The 15,706-nt window shown below is 62.6% G+C and carries 13 protein-coding genes; 12 read left to right on the forward strand and 1 reads right to left on the reverse strand.

What is annotated here, in order from left to right:
- Window positions 1–146 precede the first annotated feature (146 nt).
- The 3 genes from carB to EVC45_RS12095 all read left to right on the forward strand — a co-directional run bounded on the left by carB (window position 147) and on the right by EVC45_RS12095 (window position 4,561).
- Window positions 147–3,401, forward strand: a complete 3,255-nt coding sequence (carB, locus tag EVC45_RS12085) for a carbamoyl-phosphate synthase large subunit (RefSeq protein WP_129958215.1) — start codon at window positions 147–149, stop codon at window positions 3,399–3,401.
- 153 nt (window positions 3,402–3,554) lie between these two features.
- Window positions 3,555–4,031, forward strand: coding sequence for a transcription elongation factor GreA (greA, locus tag EVC45_RS12090; RefSeq protein WP_026228283.1), 477 nt, complete (start codon window positions 3,555–3,557; stop codon window positions 4,029–4,031).
- A 20-nt stretch (window positions 4,032–4,051) separates the two neighbouring features.
- Window positions 4,052–4,561, forward strand: a complete 510-nt coding sequence (locus EVC45_RS12095; protein ID WP_211193411.1) for a DUF4149 domain-containing protein — start codon at window positions 4,052–4,054, stop codon at window positions 4,559–4,561.
- Between the two features lie 191 nt (window positions 4,562–4,752).
- Here the strand turns inward: EVC45_RS12095 and EVC45_RS12100 are convergent, their stop codons facing one another.
- Window positions 4,753–5,280 carry a YhbY family RNA-binding protein gene (locus EVC45_RS12100; protein WP_129958217.1) on the reverse strand — a complete coding sequence of 176 codons (528 nt, stop codon included), beginning with the start codon at window positions 5,278–5,280 and terminating at the stop codon, window positions 4,753–4,755.
- Window positions 5,281–5,477: 197 nt separating this feature from the next.
- Here EVC45_RS12100 and EVC45_RS12105 point away from each other — a divergent pair, with 197 nt between their 5' ends.
- From EVC45_RS12105 to phoU, 9 genes are all read left to right on the forward strand, one after another.
- The gene (locus EVC45_RS12105; RefSeq protein ID WP_129958218.1) at window positions 5,478–6,140 is read left to right on the forward strand and encodes an RlmE family RNA methyltransferase; all 663 of its coding nucleotides are present in this window, start codon (window positions 5,478–5,480) and stop codon (window positions 6,138–6,140) included.
- Window positions 6,141–6,329: 189 nt separating this feature from the next.
- Window positions 6,330–8,219, forward strand: coding sequence for an ATP-dependent zinc metalloprotease FtsH (gene ftsH / locus EVC45_RS12110; RefSeq protein ID WP_129958219.1), 1,890 nt, complete (start codon window positions 6,330–6,332; stop codon window positions 8,217–8,219).
- Window positions 8,220–8,302: 83 nt separating this feature from the next.
- Window positions 8,303–9,202, forward strand: coding sequence for a dihydropteroate synthase (gene folP, locus EVC45_RS12115; protein ID WP_373683014.1), 900 nt, complete (start codon window positions 8,303–8,305; stop codon window positions 9,200–9,202).
- Window positions 9,203–9,231: 29 nt separating this feature from the next.
- The gene (gene glmM / locus EVC45_RS12120; RefSeq protein WP_129958220.1) at window positions 9,232–10,590 is read left to right on the forward strand and encodes a phosphoglucosamine mutase; all 1,359 of its coding nucleotides are present in this window, start codon (window positions 9,232–9,234) and stop codon (window positions 10,588–10,590) included.
- A 425-nt stretch (window positions 10,591–11,015) separates the two neighbouring features.
- Window positions 11,016–12,047, forward strand: a complete 1,032-nt coding sequence (gene pstS / locus EVC45_RS12130) for a phosphate ABC transporter substrate-binding protein PstS (protein ID WP_129958221.1) — start codon at window positions 11,016–11,018, stop codon at window positions 12,045–12,047.
- A 160-nt stretch (window positions 12,048–12,207) separates the two neighbouring features.
- Window positions 12,208–13,209 (forward strand): phosphate ABC transporter permease PstC, encoded by a 1,002-nt coding sequence (pstC, locus tag EVC45_RS12135; protein WP_168991452.1) that lies wholly within the window; start codon window positions 12,208–12,210, stop codon window positions 13,207–13,209.
- Complete coding sequence (pstA, locus tag EVC45_RS12140; protein WP_129958222.1) at window positions 13,206–14,102, forward strand: phosphate ABC transporter permease PstA; 897 nt, start codon at window positions 13,206–13,208, stop codon at window positions 14,100–14,102. Before pstC ends, pstA begins: the two co-directional genes overlap by 4 nt.
- Window positions 14,103–14,118: 16 nt before the next feature.
- Window positions 14,119–14,967 (forward strand): phosphate ABC transporter ATP-binding protein PstB, encoded by an 849-nt coding sequence (pstB, locus tag EVC45_RS12145; protein ID WP_129958223.1) that lies wholly within the window; start codon window positions 14,119–14,121, stop codon window positions 14,965–14,967.
- A gap of 28 nt (window positions 14,968–14,995) precedes the next feature.
- A complete protein-coding gene (gene phoU / locus EVC45_RS12150; RefSeq protein WP_129958224.1) occupies window positions 14,996–15,700 on the forward strand; it encodes a phosphate signaling complex protein PhoU in 705 nt (234 codons plus the stop codon).
- The last annotated feature ends 6 nt before the right edge of the window (window positions 15,701–15,706 follow it).

The raw sequence follows: 15,706 nt of genomic DNA on the forward strand, positions 1-15,706 counted from the left end.
TGGCGGCGGCCGCGCCGCGAAACAGCGCGCGCAACGTGAAAACGGCGCGCGCCGACGGAAAGAATAGCAACCGGGTTGCATGGGACTGGAGTAAGGCGCTGAAGCGCCAACTCCAGTCGACACAGGAATACATTAGCGAGAGCGTTATGCCCAAGCGGACAGACATCAAGAGCATCCTCATCATCGGCGCGGGTCCGATCATCATCGGCCAGGCGTGCGAGTTCGATTATTCGGGCGCGCAGGCATGCAAGGCGCTGCGTGAGGAAGGCTACAAGGTCATTCTCGTCAACAGCAATCCGGCGACGATCATGACCGACCCGAACACGGCCGACGTGACCTACATCGAGCCGATCACGTGGGAAGTGGTCGAGCGCATCATCGCGAAGGAGCGCCCGGACGCGATCCTGCCGACGATGGGCGGCCAGACCGCGCTGAACTGCGCACTCGATCTGCACGCGCACGGCGTGCTGGCGAAGTACGACGTCGAGTTGATCGGCGCATCGCCGGAAGCGATCGACAAGGCGGAAGACCGCCAGAAGTTCAAGGACGCGATGACCAAGATCGGTCTCGGTTCGGCCAAGTCGGGCACCGCGCATTCGATGGAAGAAGCGCTGCAGGTGCAGGCGAAGATCGCCGCGGAAACAGGCAGCGGCGGCTATCCGGTCGTGATCCGTCCGTCGTTCACGCTGGGCGGCTCGGGCGGCGGTATCGCGTACAACCGCGACGAGTTCGAAGAGATCTGCAAGCGCGGTCTCGACCTGTCGCCGACGCGCGAGCTGCTGATCGAAGAATCGCTGCTCGGCTGGAAAGAGTACGAGATGGAAGTGGTCCGCGACAAGGCGGATAACTGCATCATCGTGTGCTCGATCGAAAACCTCGACCCGATGGGTATTCACACCGGCGACTCGATCACGGTCGCGCCGGCGCAGACGCTCACCGACAAGGAATACCAGATCCTGCGTAACGCGTCGCTCGCGGTGCTGCGCGAGATCGGCGTCGACACGGGCGGCTCGAACGTGCAGTTCTCGATCAATCCGAAAGACGGCCGGATGATCGTGATCGAGATGAACCCGCGTGTGTCGCGTTCGTCGGCGCTGGCGTCGAAGGCAACCGGCTTCCCGATCGCGAAGGTCGCGGCGAAGCTCGCGGTCGGCTACACGCTCGACGAACTCAAGAACGAAATCACCGGCGGCCAGACCCCGGCATCGTTCGAACCGACGATCGACTACGTCGTCACGAAGATCCCGCGTTTCGCGTTCGAGAAATTCCGCGAAGCCGACTCGCGCCTGACCACGCAGATGAAGTCGGTCGGCGAAGTGATGGCGATCGGCCGCACCTTCCAGGAGTCGTTCCAGAAAGCGCTGCGCGGCCTCGAGGTCGGGGTCGACGGTCTGGACGAAAAGACCAGCAATCGCGACGAGATCATCCGCGAGATCGGCGAAGCCGGTCCGGATCGCATCTGGTATGTCGGCGATGCGTTCCGTGTCGGTATGAGCGCGCAGGAAATCTTCGAAGAGACCGCGATCGACCCGTGGTTCCTCGCGCAGATCGAACAGATCGTGCTGAAGGAAAAGGCGCTGGCCGGCCGTACGCTCGCGAGCCTCTCGAAGGAAGAGCTGAAGTATCTGAAGCAGAGCGGCTTCTCGGACCGGCGTCTGGCCAAGCTGCTCGGCGCGAAGACGGCGGACGTGCGCGCGCGCCGTATCGAGCTGAACGTACGTCCGGTGTACAAGCGCGTCGACACCTGCGCGGCGGAGTTCGCGACCAAGACCGCATACATGTACTCGACCTACGAGGAAGAGTGCGAAGCGAATCCGACGAACAACAAGAAGATCATGGTGCTGGGCGGCGGCCCGAACCGGATCGGCCAGGGTATCGAGTTCGACTACTGCTGCGTGCACGCCGCGCTCGCGATGCGCGAGGACGGCTATGAAACGATCATGGTCAACTGCAACCCGGAAACCGTGTCGACCGACTACGACACCTCCGACCGTCTGTACTTCGAATCGCTGACGCTCGAAGACGTGCTCGAAATCGTCGACAAGGAAAAGCCGGTCGGCGTGATCGTGCAATACGGCGGCCAGACCCCGCTGAAGCTCGCACTCGATCTCGAAGCGAACGGTGTGCCGATCATCGGCACGTCGCCGGACATGATCGACGCGGCCGAAGACCGCGAGCGCTTCCAGAAGCTGCTGCAAGACCTCGGTCTGCGCCAACCGCCGAACCGCACCGCACGCGCCGAAGACGAAGCGCTGAAGCTCGCCGACGAAATCGGCTATCCACTCGTCGTGCGTCCGTCGTACGTGCTGGGCGGCCGCGCGATGGAGATCGTCCACGAACCGCGCGACCTCGAACGCTATATGCGCGAGGCCGTCAAGGTGTCGAACGATTCGCCGGTGCTGCTCGACCGCTTCCTGAACGACGCGATCGAATGCGACGTGGATTGCATCTCGGATGGCGAAGCCGTGTTTATCGGCGGCGTGATGGAGCACATCGAACAGGCGGGCGTGCACTCGGGCGACTCGGCCTGCTCGCTGCCGCCGTATTCGCTGTCGAAGGCGACCGTCGCCGAACTGAAGCGCCAGACCGGCGCGATGGCGAAGGCGCTGAACGTGGTCGGCCTGATGAACGTGCAGTTCGCAATCCAGCAGGTTCCGCAGGCTGATGGCTCGAAAGAAGACATCATCTACGTGCTCGAAGTGAACCCGCGCGCGTCGCGCACGGTGCCGTACGTGTCGAAGGCGACCAGCCTGCCGCTCGCGAAGATCGCGGCGCGCGCGATGGTCGGCCAGAAGCTCGCTGCGCAAGGCGTGACGAAGGAAGTCGAGCCGCCGTACTTCAGCGTGAAGGAAGCGGTGTTCCCGTTCGTCAAGTTCCCGGCGGTCGATCCGGTACTCGGACCTGAAATGCGTTCGACCGGCGAAGTGATGGGTGTCGGCCAGACCTTCGGCGAGGCATTGTTCAAGTCGCAACTCGCGGCGGGTTCGCGTCTGCCGGAATCGGGCACGGTGCTGCTGACCGTGATGGATGCCGACAAGCCGAAGGCGGTCGAAGTCGCGCGCATGCTGCATGAGCTCGGCTACCCGATCGTCGCGACCAAGGGCACGGCTGCCGCGATCGAAGCGGCCGGCGTGCCGGTCAAGGTCGTCAACAAGGTGAAGGATGGCCGTCCGCACATCGTCGACATGATCAAGAACGGCGAGATTGCGCTGGTCTTCACGACGGTCGACGAAACGCGCGCGGCGATCGCCGATTCGCGTTCGATCCGCATGAGTGCGCAGGCGAACAAGGTCACCTACTACACGACGATGTCGGGCGCGCGTGCCGCGGTGGAGGGTCTTCGTTATCTGAAGAACCTGGAAGTCTATGATTTACAAGGACTCCATGCTCGCCTAAACTAAGGCTTCGACTACCTGTCCAAGATGTAAGTGCCGCGGTTAAGCGGCGTTCCGCAGGTGCTGCGGCCCGGGTCTGTCCACGGGCGGCGGTTTTCGCGGAATGCACTTAACCGCGGTGATTTTTTTTATGGCCGTTTTTTGCCTCCAGAGTTGTTTATGAGCACTATTCCATTGACGAAGCGCGGCGCAGACATGCTGCGCGATGAATTGCAGCGCCTGAAATCGGTTGAGCGTCCGGCCGTGATCAACTCGATCGCGGAAGCGCGCGCCCAGGGCGATCTGTCGGAAAACGCGGAATACGACGCTGCGAAGGAAAAGCAGGGCTTCATCGAAGGCCGCATCGCCGAAATCGAGTCGAAGCTCGCAGGCGCGCAGGTGATCGATCCGTCGCAAGTGGAAGCGGACGGCCGCGTGGTGTTCGGCGCGACGCTCGAGCTCGAAGACCTCGAGTCGGGTGCGTCTGTCAAATACCAGATCGTCGGCGACGACGAAGCGGACATCGACCACGGCCTGATTTCGATCAGCTCGCCGATCGCGCGTGCGCTGATCGGCAAGTCGGAAGGCGACGTCGCGTCGGTGCAGGCACCGGGCGGCATCCGCGAATACGAAATCATCGCGGTCAGCTACATCTGAGGATGGCGCCGGTGTCTCTGATGCCGCATCGTTTTTTCCGCCTGTTGACGGTGGTGTGGGTCGGTAGTCTGCTGACTATCGGCTATGCGGTGGCGCCCGTGTTGTTCACGACGCTCGACCGGACCACGGCGGGTGCCGTTGCCGCTCAGCTGTTTCGTATTCAGGGTGTGATTGGCGTCGTGTGCGGCATTTTGTTGCTTGGTCTCGCCAATCTGCTCGTACGGCGCGGAAGTGGCGTGTATCGCCGTCTGCGGTGGCTACTCGCCGGCATGCTCGTATGCGTGCTGGTTGGGTATTTCGCGTTGCAGCCGTTCATGAACGCGATGCGCGTGGCTGCGCTCGAGGCGGGCAGCGACGTCGGACACTCCGTTTATGCGACGCGCTTTGGCATTCTGCATGGCGTGTCGAGTCTGTTTTATCTGATCGAGAGCCTGCTGGGTGTCGCGCTCGTTTGGCTGCTGCCGGCGCGAGTCGGTGCTGCGGCCGAGGAGGAGGGCGCGCGCGAAGTCAGAGGGAAGGTGGCAGGCTGAAGCTTGCGGATGGTGTGACGCGGCACTATTGCCGCCGGTCGGATCCGATGCTCGCGATCGGCCTCACGTTGCGACGAATCGTTGCGATTCCAGTGCCAATTGCAGTTCATTCGCGATCTTGCCTCGCACCTTTCGCTCAAGGTCACCAAGGCACGGTGCGGAATCGATCCGCACCTTGTTCGCGCGTTGTGTTACTTCGACTGATGCGAACGCTTCGCGCTGGTTTGACGCTTCTTCGCGCGCTTGATGTTGCCGCCCTGCGTCACGCGTTCATTGCCGCGTACCAGCACCGCTTTGGCTCGCGGCTTGCGCATCGGCACGTCGGTTGGCTTGACGACTTTGACGACGCGCGGTGCGCGTCCCTTGGCCGGCCGGGCTTCTTCAGCTGCCGCTTCGCGGGCGCTCGGCAACGCGCCGCGCTTCGCTTTTGCCGCCGGCTGTGCCGCTTCGGGCTTCCAGATCACGAGCAGCTTGCCGATATGCTGGATCGGCGCCGCGTTCAGGGTGTCGCAAATCTCTTCGTAGATGGCGATGCGCTCCTCGCGCTCATCGCCGAACACGCGGATTTTGATCAGTTGATGCGCGGCGAGGTGCACCTTGATTTCGGCGAGCACAGCGTCGGTCAAGCCTTCGGCCCCGACGAGCACGACCGGTTTGAGCGCATGTGCCTGGGAGCGCAACTCGGCGCGTTGGTCGGAAGAGACTTTGAGGGCTGGCATGGAAAGTGGGAGACTCGACTAAAATGGCGGCTCGTGCGTTTTCGTCCGATCGCCGAGCGATTCGGGCGGCTTGATTCGGCAGGGCGCGCGTCAGTACAACAGAATCGCGGATGGTCGCCAGTCTGGCGGTGGCCGCGTGAATTAACCGCGTATTATCCCCTAAAGCGCGACCCTACGCAGCAATAGTTCAATCTTTAATGGCAAAAAACAAGTTCAATACCGCGTGGCTGCACGACCACATCAACGACCCGTACGTCAAAATGGCGCAGCGGGAAGGCTATCGTGCCCGCGCGGCCTACAAGCTCAAGGAAATCGACGAGCAGGACAAGCTGATCCGTCCGGGGCAGGTGATCGTCGATCTGGGTTCCTCGCCAGGCAGCTGGAGCCAGTACGCGCGCAACAAGCTCGCTGGCGGCTCGCAACGCAACGCTGAACGCGAAGGTGGCATCGACGGCACGATCATCGCTCTGGACATCCTGCCGATGGAGCCCGTGGCCGACGTGCACTTCATCCAGGGCGATTTCCGTGAAGACTCGGTGCTGGTCCAGCTCGAAGAATTGGTCGGTGCGCGCCAAGTAGACCTTGTAATTTCGGATATGGCGCCCAACCTGTCGGGCGTGGCGATCGCGGATGCGGCGCGGATCGAGCATTTATGCGATCTCGCGCTCGAATTTTCGCAAAACCACCTGAAACCGGATGGTGCCCTTTTAGTCAAATGCTTTCACGGCAGCGGATATAGTCAGATTGTCGAAAAGTTCAAGCGCCAATTCAAGGTGGTGGCGGCCCGCAAGCCGAAGGCATCGCGTGATAAATCGTCAGAAACATTTATTTTGGGTAAGCATCTGAAGCGTCCCGCGTAGGGATGCGGCGAGTCAGTTACACCTCTGTCAATAATGAGCCGGATGCGTCGGGGACCGGCGTCAAGCTGGCCAGCTACCCTATTTCCGTGGTAGTGAAACGTTATGGCAGGGGTCTGCGGACTGGATTAGAATGCTTTCGTGGTGCCGCAAGGCAAATGTAGGCGCCCGTCTAAGTGAAGGAGTGGTGCTTTGAACAACAATATGTTTTCGAAAGCAGCAGTGTGGCTGGTAATCGCACTGGTGCTGTTTACGGTGTTCAAGCAGTTCGACAAGCCCCGTGTCCAGGAAGGCGTTTCCTATTCGCAGTTCATGGACGACGCGAAGAACGGCAAAGTCAAGAACGTCATTGTCCAGGGGCGGAACCTCACGGTCACTCCAGCAGACGGCCAGAAGTACCAGATCGTGTCGCCCGGCGACATTTGGATGGTCGGCGATCTGATGAAGTATGGCGTACAGGTGAGCGGCAAGGCTGACGACGAACCCAATGCACTGATGTCCGTGCTGTATTACCTCGGGCCGACGATCCTGATCATCGGGTTCTGGTTCTACATGATGCGACAGATGCAGGGGGGCGGCAAAGGCGGGGCCTTCTCGTTTGGCAAGTCGCGCGCGCGGCTGATCGACGAGAACAACAACGCAATCAATTTCACCGACGTCGCCGGTTGCGACGAAGCCAAGGAAGAAGTATCGGAACTGGTCGACTTCCTGCGCGATCCGCAAAAATTCCAGAAGCTCGGTGGTCGTATTCCGCGCGGTGTGCTGCTCGTTGGCCCGCCGGGAACAGGTAAGACGCTGCTCGCGCGTGCCATCGCCGGCGAGGCGAAGGTGCCATTCTTCAGCATTTCAGGTTCGGACTTCGTGGAAATGTTCGTCGGTGTCGGCGCGGCTCGCGTGCGCGACATGTTCGAGCAGGCCAAGAAGCACGCCCCGTGTATCGTGTTCATCGACGAAATCGACGCGGTCGGCCGTCATCGCGGCGCCGGCATGGGCGGCGGTAACGACGAGCGCGAACAAACGCTGAACCAGATGCTCGTCGAAATGGATGGCTTCGAGGCGAACTCGGGCGTCATCGTGATCGCCGCGACGAACCGTTCGGACGTGCTCGACAAAGCGCTGTTGCGTCCGGGCCGTTTCGACCGTCAGGTGTACGTCGGTCTGCCCGATATCCGCGGCCGCGAGCACATCATGAAGGTGCACCTGCGCAAGGTGCCGATCTCGAACGACGTCGATGCGGCAGTGATCGCGCGCGGTACGCCGGGTTTCTCGGGCGCCGATCTTGCGAACCTCGTCAACGAAGCAGCACTGTTCGCGGCGCGCCGCGGCAAGCGCATCGTCGAAATGACGGACTTCGAGGACGCGAAGGACAAGATCTTCATGGGTCCGGAGCGCAAGTCGGCCGTGATCCGCGAAGAATCGAAGCGCGCAACCGCGTATCACGAATCGGGTCACGCGGTGATCGCGAAGCTGCTGCCGAAGGCCGATCCGGTGCACAAGGTCACGATCATTCCGCGCGGCCGTGCGCTGGGCGTCACGTGGCAGTTGCCGGAGCATGACAACGAAACGTACTCGAAGGACTATCTGCTCGACCGGCTTGCGATCCTGTTCGGTGGCCGCGTCGCGGAAGAACTGTTCCTGAACCTGATCAGCACCGGCGCGTCGGACGACTTCAACAAGGCGACGCAGACTGCACGCGCGATGGTCGCCCGTTTCGGCATGACGGATGCGCTCGGACCGATGGTCTATGTCGACGACGAGAACGACGCTTCGCCGTTCGGCCGTGGTTTTACGCGAACCATTTCGGAAGCGACGCAACAGAAGGTCGACTCGGAAATCCGTCGTGTGCTGGACGAACAGTACAATCTCGCACGGCGCCTGCTCGATGAGAACCGCGACAAGGTCGAAGCGATGACCGCCGCCCTGATGGAGTGGGAGACGATCGACGCCGATCAGATCAACGACATCATGGCAGGCCGTCCGCCGCGTTCGCCGAAGAGCTCGCCGCCGTCGGCAAGCGACGCCTCGTCGGGCGGCAGCCCGGGCACCGAAGTCAAGCCGGGCAGCGCAACGGCGCCGGCCTGATCGGCAGTCAATAGAAAGTGCGGGCCGGTGTGCTACACACCGGCCCGTTTTGCATTTATCCGTTCCAAGTGAAGCATTGCTACGTGTCGAAAGTCGATTCTTCTTCCGTACCCATTCCAGAGCCGCTGCAATGCGGCCGTTTCAAGCTGACGTTCGAACGCCCGTTGATCATGGGCATCCTGAACGTCACGCCCGATTCCTTCTCCGACGGCGGCATGTTCGCGATGCGCGGCGATGCGCTGCGCCAGGCCGAGCGCATGATGCTCGAAGGCGCGGACCTCATCGATATCGGCGGGGAATCGACGCGTCCCGGCGCGCCGCCAGTGCCGCTCGACGAAGAACTGGAGCGGGTGATACCGCTCGTCGAGCAACTGCGTGGTGCGAACGTGCCGTTGTCGGTCGATACGTACAAGCCGGAAGTCATGCGTCATGCGTTGAGCGCGGGCGCCGACCTGATCAACGACATCTGGGGCTTGCGCATGCCCGGCGCGATCGACGCGGTGCGCGACAGCGACTGCGGCCTTTGTGTAATGCATATGCTCGGCGAGCCGCAGACCATGCAGTTGGGCGAGCCGCGCTATGTCGACGTCGTCAGCGAGGTGCGTCAATTCCTCGAGGAGCGTGTCGCGACGTTGCAGCAGGCGGGGATTGCGCGCGAACGCATTAGCGTCGATCCCGGTTTCGGCTTCGGCAAGGTCGTCGTCGAGCACAACTACGCGTTGCTCGCGCATCTGCGCGACACGGCACCGCGCGCCGCATCGCCCTATCCAATTCTTGCTGGCATGTCGCGCAAATCGATGATTGGCGCGGTGACGGGGCGCCCGGCGCCCGAGCGCGTGGCCGGCAGCATCGCCGCGGCGGTGTGCGCGGCCGAGCGGGGCGCCGCGATCCTGCGCGTACACGACGTCGCGCAAACAGTCGATGCATTGAAAGTATGGGCAACCCTGCGCGACGCAGCCAATCAGAGCCGCGCGAACGGTTGACCCCGCAGCCACATACAGGGAGAACAAATATGGCACGTCGTTACTTCGGAACGGACGGTATTCGAGGCAAGGTCGGCGAAGGTCCGATCACGCCGGAATTCGTGTTGCGTCTCGGCTACGCGGCCGGCAAGGTGCTCGCGGGCGCCGATCGATGGGCGAAAACGGGCACCCGCCCGACCGTGCTGATCGGCAAGGACACGCGGGTCTCGGGCTACATGCTCGAAGCCGCGCTCGAATCGGGCTTTTCGGCGGCAGGCGTCGACGTGATGCTGGCCGGGCCGATGCCGACACCCGGCATCGCCTATCTGACGCGCGCGCTGCGGCTTGCCGCCGGCGTCGTGATCAGCGCATCGCACAACCCGTACTACGACAACGGCATCAAATTCTTCTCGGCCGACGGCAACAAGCTGCCGGACGACGTCGAAGCGCTGATCGAGGAGCAGCTCGAGCTGCCGCTCGCGTGCGCGCCGTCCGAGCGTTTGGGCAAGGCACGCCGTCTCGACGACGCGGCCGGCCGCTACATCGAGTTCTGCAAGAGCACGTTCCCGGCCGCTTACGACCTGCGCGGCATGAAGCTCGTCGTCGATTGCGCGCACGGCGCCGCATACGACGTCGCGCCGCATGTGTTCCATGAGCTCGGCGCGGAAGTGATCCCGATCGGCGTCTCGCCGAACGGCTTCAATATCAACGACGGCGTCGGCGCAACCGCGCCGGATGCGCTGGTTCGCGCGGTGCGGGCGAACCACGCGGACCTCGGTATCGCGCTTGATGGCGACGCCGACCGTCTGCAGGTCGTCGACGCATCCGGCCGCCTGTTCAACGGCGACGAACTGCTATACGTGCTGGTCAAAGACCGGATCGCGACCGCCGGCCACGTGGAAGGTGCGGTCGGCACGCTGATGACCAACATGGCCGTGGAAGTCGCGCTGCAGAAAGCCGGCGTGAAGTTCGTGCGCGCCGCGGTCGGCGACCGCTATGTGCTCGAACAGCTTCGCGAGCACGGTTGGCAGCTCGGTGCGGAAGGCTCGGGCCACATTCTGTCGCTCGATCGCCATTCGACCGGCGACGGCATCGTCTCCGCTCTGCTCGTGCTGGCGGCCATGCAGCGCAGCGGCAAGTCGCTCGCCAATCTGCTCGACGGTGTCACGCTGTTCCCGCAGAAGCTGATCAACGTGCGCATGAAGCCCGGCGCCGACTGGAAGGGTAGCGAGAAGATTCGTAGCGCGATCAAGATGGCCGAAGGCGCGCTCGACGGCCGCGGTCGCGTGCTGATCCGCGCGTCGGGCACCGAGCCGGTACTACGCGTGATGGTGGAGGCGCAGAACGCTGCGGACGCGCTCGCACATTCGGAAGCGATTGCCGAAGCCGTGAGGGTGGCGACGGCCTGATCGCTTCCCGATCAGGCGGTGGGCGGTGGCGATCGCCCACCGCCGCCTGCCTGAGCTTCGCCACCAGAAGCGTCGGTGGGCCCCACCGACCGCGTGGCCGGGTGTCACCCCCAACGAAGGCTCCTTCTTCACCGCAACAAACTCCCTCGCCGAATCCGCCATAAGATAGGCACGTCCCGCGCCAAAACGACCCTCCACGCAGAGCGCAAACGTTAGCGTCCCATCTTTTTCGTCTACCTTGAAAAAAGCGATGCAACGCGCATCGTGAGACCGCCAATTCGCCGGCTCCGGCACCTTTCACTGGGTAATATTACTGTCACATCCGATTCATCATCGGTCACGTTTTTGTCATAAAGAGACCCTAAGCTTCGCGGTGTTCGAGTTTCACGCTCACACCACACGCTCACACCCCCCTTGGAGGTCTCATGAAATTGATGCAAACCGTGTTCGCTGGCGTCGCTGGCGCGCTCTTCGCAATCGCAGCGCAAGCCGCAGACATCACCGGCGCGGGCAGCACGTTCGCGGCACCGATTTACACGAAGTGGGCCGACGCTTATCAGAAGACCGGCGGCGGCAAGGTTAACTACCAAGGTATCGGTTCGTCGGGCGGCATCAAGCAGATCGAGGCAAAGACCGTCGATTTCGCTGGTTCGGACGCTCCGCTGAAGGACGACGAACTCGCGAAGGCAGGCCTGTTCCAGTTCCCGACGGTGGTCGGCGGCGTGGTGCCGGCAGTCAACGTGCCGGGCGTGAAGCCGGGCGAACTGGTGCTGTCGGGTGAAGTGCTCGGCGACATCTATCTGGGCAAGATCAAGAAGTGGAACGACCCGGCAATCGTCGCGCTGAACCCGAAGGTCAAGCTGCCGGATCTGGACATCGCCGTGGTGCGCCGCGCCGACGGTTCGGGCACCAGCTTCATCTGGACGAACTACCTGTCGAAGGTCAACCCGGAATGGAAGACCAAGGTCGGCGAAGGCGCGACGGTCAACTGGCCGACCGGCACGGGCGGCAAGGGTAACGACGGCGTCGCGGCATTCGTGCAGCGTCTGCCGGGCGCGATCGGCTACGTCGAATGGGCGTACGCCAAGCAGAACCACATGAACTATGTCGCGATGAAGAACGAATCGGGCGCCGTGGTTCAGCCGGAGACCGACACGTTCAAGGCAGCCGCTGCTGGCGCCGACTGGTCGAAGTCGTTCTACCAGATCCTGACGAACGAGCCGGGCAAGAACGCATGGCCGATCGTCGGCGCGACGTTCGTGCTGCTGCACACGACGCAGGACAAGGCCCCGCAAGGCGCGGAAACGCTGAAGTTCTTCGACTGGGCGTTCAAGAACGGCGGTCAGGCTGCGAACGATCTCGACTACATCTCGCTGCCGCAGTCGGTCGTGTCGGAAATCAAGACGCAGTGGAAGCAGAAGGTGAAGGATTCGGCAGGCAAGACGCTCGCCGAGTAACAGGCGTAAGCTGGCGCGGTCGATCAGGACCGCGCGCTGTAACACCCCGGCCGTCCTCGTGCGAGGACGGCCTGCGACTTTCACGCGGCATGCGCCGCATGCATGACCCACCGCCCGACATGTGTCGTCCGGCAACTGGAAACAGGTCCCTCAGGCTCTCATGTCCGATATTCATCTAGCGTCCGGCACGAGCCGGGCCACTCCGCCTGGCAGCGCGTCGCAGCAAAAAGCGCCTGGCCGCTCCGGCGATGTGATCTTCGGCGGCCTCGCACGCCTTTCCGCCATCGTCACGCTGTTGCTGCTCGGCGGCATCATCGTGTCCCTGATCGTCGCTTCGATGCCGTCGATTCGCGAGTTCGGTCTCGCGTTCCTGTGGACGGCGGTGTGGGATCCACCCAGCAAGCAATTTGGCGCGCTCGTGCCGATCTACGGCACCGTCGCGACGTCGATCATCGCTCTCGTCATCGCAGTGCCCGTCAGCTTCGGCATCGCGCTGTTCCTGACCGAACTGTCACCCGCGTGGCTGCGCCGGCCGCTCGGCATCGCGATCGAACTGCTCGCCGCGATTCCGTCGATCGTCTACGGCATGTGGGGTCTGCTCGTGTTCGCGCCGATTTTCGCGGTGTGGTTCCAGAAACCGCTCGGCGCGGTGCTCGGCAGCATTCCGATCGTCGGCGCGCTGTTCGCCGGTCCGCCGATCGGCATCGGCATTCTGTGCGCGGGCGTGATCCTCGCGATCATGATCATCCCGTACATCGCGGCGGTGATGCGCGACGTGTTCGAAGTGACGCCGGTGCTGCTGAAGGAATCGGCCTACGGTATCGGCTGCACGACGTGGGAAGTGATGTGGAAAATCGTGCTGCCGTTCACCAAGACGGGTGTGATCGGCGGCGTCATGCTTGGCCTCGGCCGCGCGCTGGGTGAGACGATGGCGGTCACCTTCGTGATCGGCAACACCAATCTGCTCGACAATATTTCGCTGTTTTCGCCGGGCAACAGCATCACGTCGGCGCTCGCCAACGAGTTCGCGGAAGCGGACCCGGGCCTGCACACGTCGGCGCTGATGGAGCTCGGCCTGATCCTGTTCGTGATTACCTTCATCGTGCTGGCGATTTCGAAAATCATGCTGCTGCGTCTAGAGAAAGGGGAGGGCGCGAAATGAGCGGGCCGTCCCTGAACATGCCGGGTCTGAAGGACCCCGCGACGCTCGAAGCGATGCGCGTGCGTCTGCAAGGGCGCCGTCGCATGACCAACGCGCTTGCGCTGACGCTGTCGCTCGCAGCGATGGCGTTCGGGCTGCTGTGGCTCGTGTGGATTCTCTACACGACGCTGCGTCTCGGTGTCGGCGGTCTGTCCGTCGAGTTGTTCACGCAGTCGACGCCACCGCCGAACACCGACGGCGGCGGCCTCGCCAACGCGATCGTCGGCAGCCTGATGCTGGTCGGGCTCGCGACCTTCGTCGGCACGCCGATCGGCATCATGGCGGGCGTCTATCTCGCCGAATACGGCCAGAAGGGCTGGCTCGCGAACCTCACGCGCTTCATCAACGACATCCTGCTGTCGGCGCCGTCGATCGTCATCGGTCTGTTCGTCTATGCGCTCGTCGTCGCGAAGATGGGCCATTTCAGCGGCTGGGCCGGCGTACTGTCGCTGGCGCTGCTGCAGATTCCGATCGTGATCCGCACGACCGAAAACATGCTGAAGCTGGTGCCGAACGCGATGCGTGAAGCCGCGTTCGCACTCGGCACACCGAAGTGGAAGATGGTGCTGTCGATCACGCTGAAGGCGTCGATCGCGGGCATCGTCACCGGCGTGCTGCTCGCGGTTGCACGGATTGCCGGCGAAACCGCGCCGCTGCTCTTCACCGCGCTGTCGAACCAGTTCTTTTCGGTCGATATGGGCCAGCCGGTCGCGAACCTGCCGGTCACGATCTACAAGTTTGCGATGAGCCCGTTCGCGCAGTGGCAATCGCTCGCGTGGGCCGGCGTCTTCCTGATCACGCTCGCGGTGCTTGGACTGAATATCCTCGCGCGCACGATCTTCTCGAACAAGTAAGGGCGGAGTGAATCCGATGAACATGGCAGAAACCCAACTCAATCCGATCGGGCATGCAGCCGCGCCCGCGGGCTCCGACCCCGAAAGCAGCGCGCACGCCCAAACGCCGGCGCGTCCGAAGATCGAGGTCAAGGACCTCAACTTCTTCTACGGCAAGTATCACGCGCTGAAGAACATCAATCTGCAGATTCCCGAAGGCAAGGTAACCGCGTTCATCGGCCCGTCGGGCTGCGGCAAGTCCACGCTGCTGCGTACCTTCAACAAGATGTACGCGCTCTATCCGGAACAGCGCGCGGAAGGCGAGATCGTGATGGACGGCGAAAACCTGCTGACCACCCGGCAGGACATTTCGCTGCTGCGCGCGCGCATCGGCATGGTGTTCCAGAAGCCGACGCCGTTCCCGATGTCGATCTACGACAACATCGCTTTCGGCGTGAAGATGTTCGAGAGGCTGTCGCGCTCGGAAATGGACGATCGCGTCGAATGGGCGCTGACCAAGGCGGCGCTGTGGAACGAAGTGAAGGACAAGCTCGGCCAGAGCGGCTACGGTTTGTCCGGCGGCCAGCAGCAGCGTCTGTGCATCGCGCGCGGTATCGCGATCCGCCCCGAAGTGCTGCTGCTCGACGAGCCGTGCTCGGCGCTCGACCCGATCTCGACGGGCCGCATCGAAGAGCTGATCGCCGAGCTCAAGAGCGATTACACGGTTGTGATCGTCACGCACAACATGCAGCAGGCGGCCCGCTGTTCGGACTACACTGCCTATATGTACCTCGGTGAATTGATCGAATTCGGCGATACCGAAAAGATCTTCATCAAGCCGGTCCGCAAGGAAACCGAGGACTACATCACTGGCCGCTTCGGCTGATCCGCCGGGCAATACAACGGAGTACGACATGTCCGATAAACATCTGTCCAGCCAGTTCGACGCCGACCTGAACCTGGTTTCGTCGAAGGTGCTCGAAATGGGCGGGCTCGTCGAATCGCAGATCGTCAACGCGATGCAGGCGCTCAACGAATTCGACCTCAATATCGCCGAGCAGGTGATCGCCGCCGAAGACCGTCTGAACAAGATGGAAGTCGAGATCGACGAGGAGTGCAGCAACATCATCGCGCGCCGTCAGCCGGCCGCGCGCGATCTGCGCCTGCTGATCGCGATCTCGAAGACCATCACGAACCTCGAGCGCGCCGGCGACGAAGCCGAAAAGATCGCGAAACGCACCAAGCGTCTGATGGAAGACGGCGCGTCGCGGACGATCAACATCGCCGAGATCAAGCTGTCCGGCGAAATGGCCGTGTCGATCCTGCGCCGTGCGCTCGACGCGTTCGCGCGTCTCGACACGGTCGCCGCCGCGCAGATCGTGCGCGACGACAAGGCGATCGACGAGGAATTCCGCGCGTTCGTGCGCAAGCTGATTTCGTATATGACCGAAGATCCGCGTTCGATTTCGGTGGGCCTCGACTTCCTGTTCATCGCCAAGGCGATCGAGCGGATCGGCGACCACGCGAAGAACATCGCGGAATTCATCATTTACATCGTCAAGGGTACCGACGTGCGGCACCAGTCGCGCGACGCGCTCGAACGCGAAGCGCTCAGCTAATCCAGA

Origin of the sequence: Paraburkholderia sp. UYCP14C (assembly GCF_004197395.1) — a bacterium.
Taxonomy (GTDB): domain Bacteria; phylum Pseudomonadota; class Gammaproteobacteria; order Burkholderiales; family Burkholderiaceae; genus Paraburkholderia.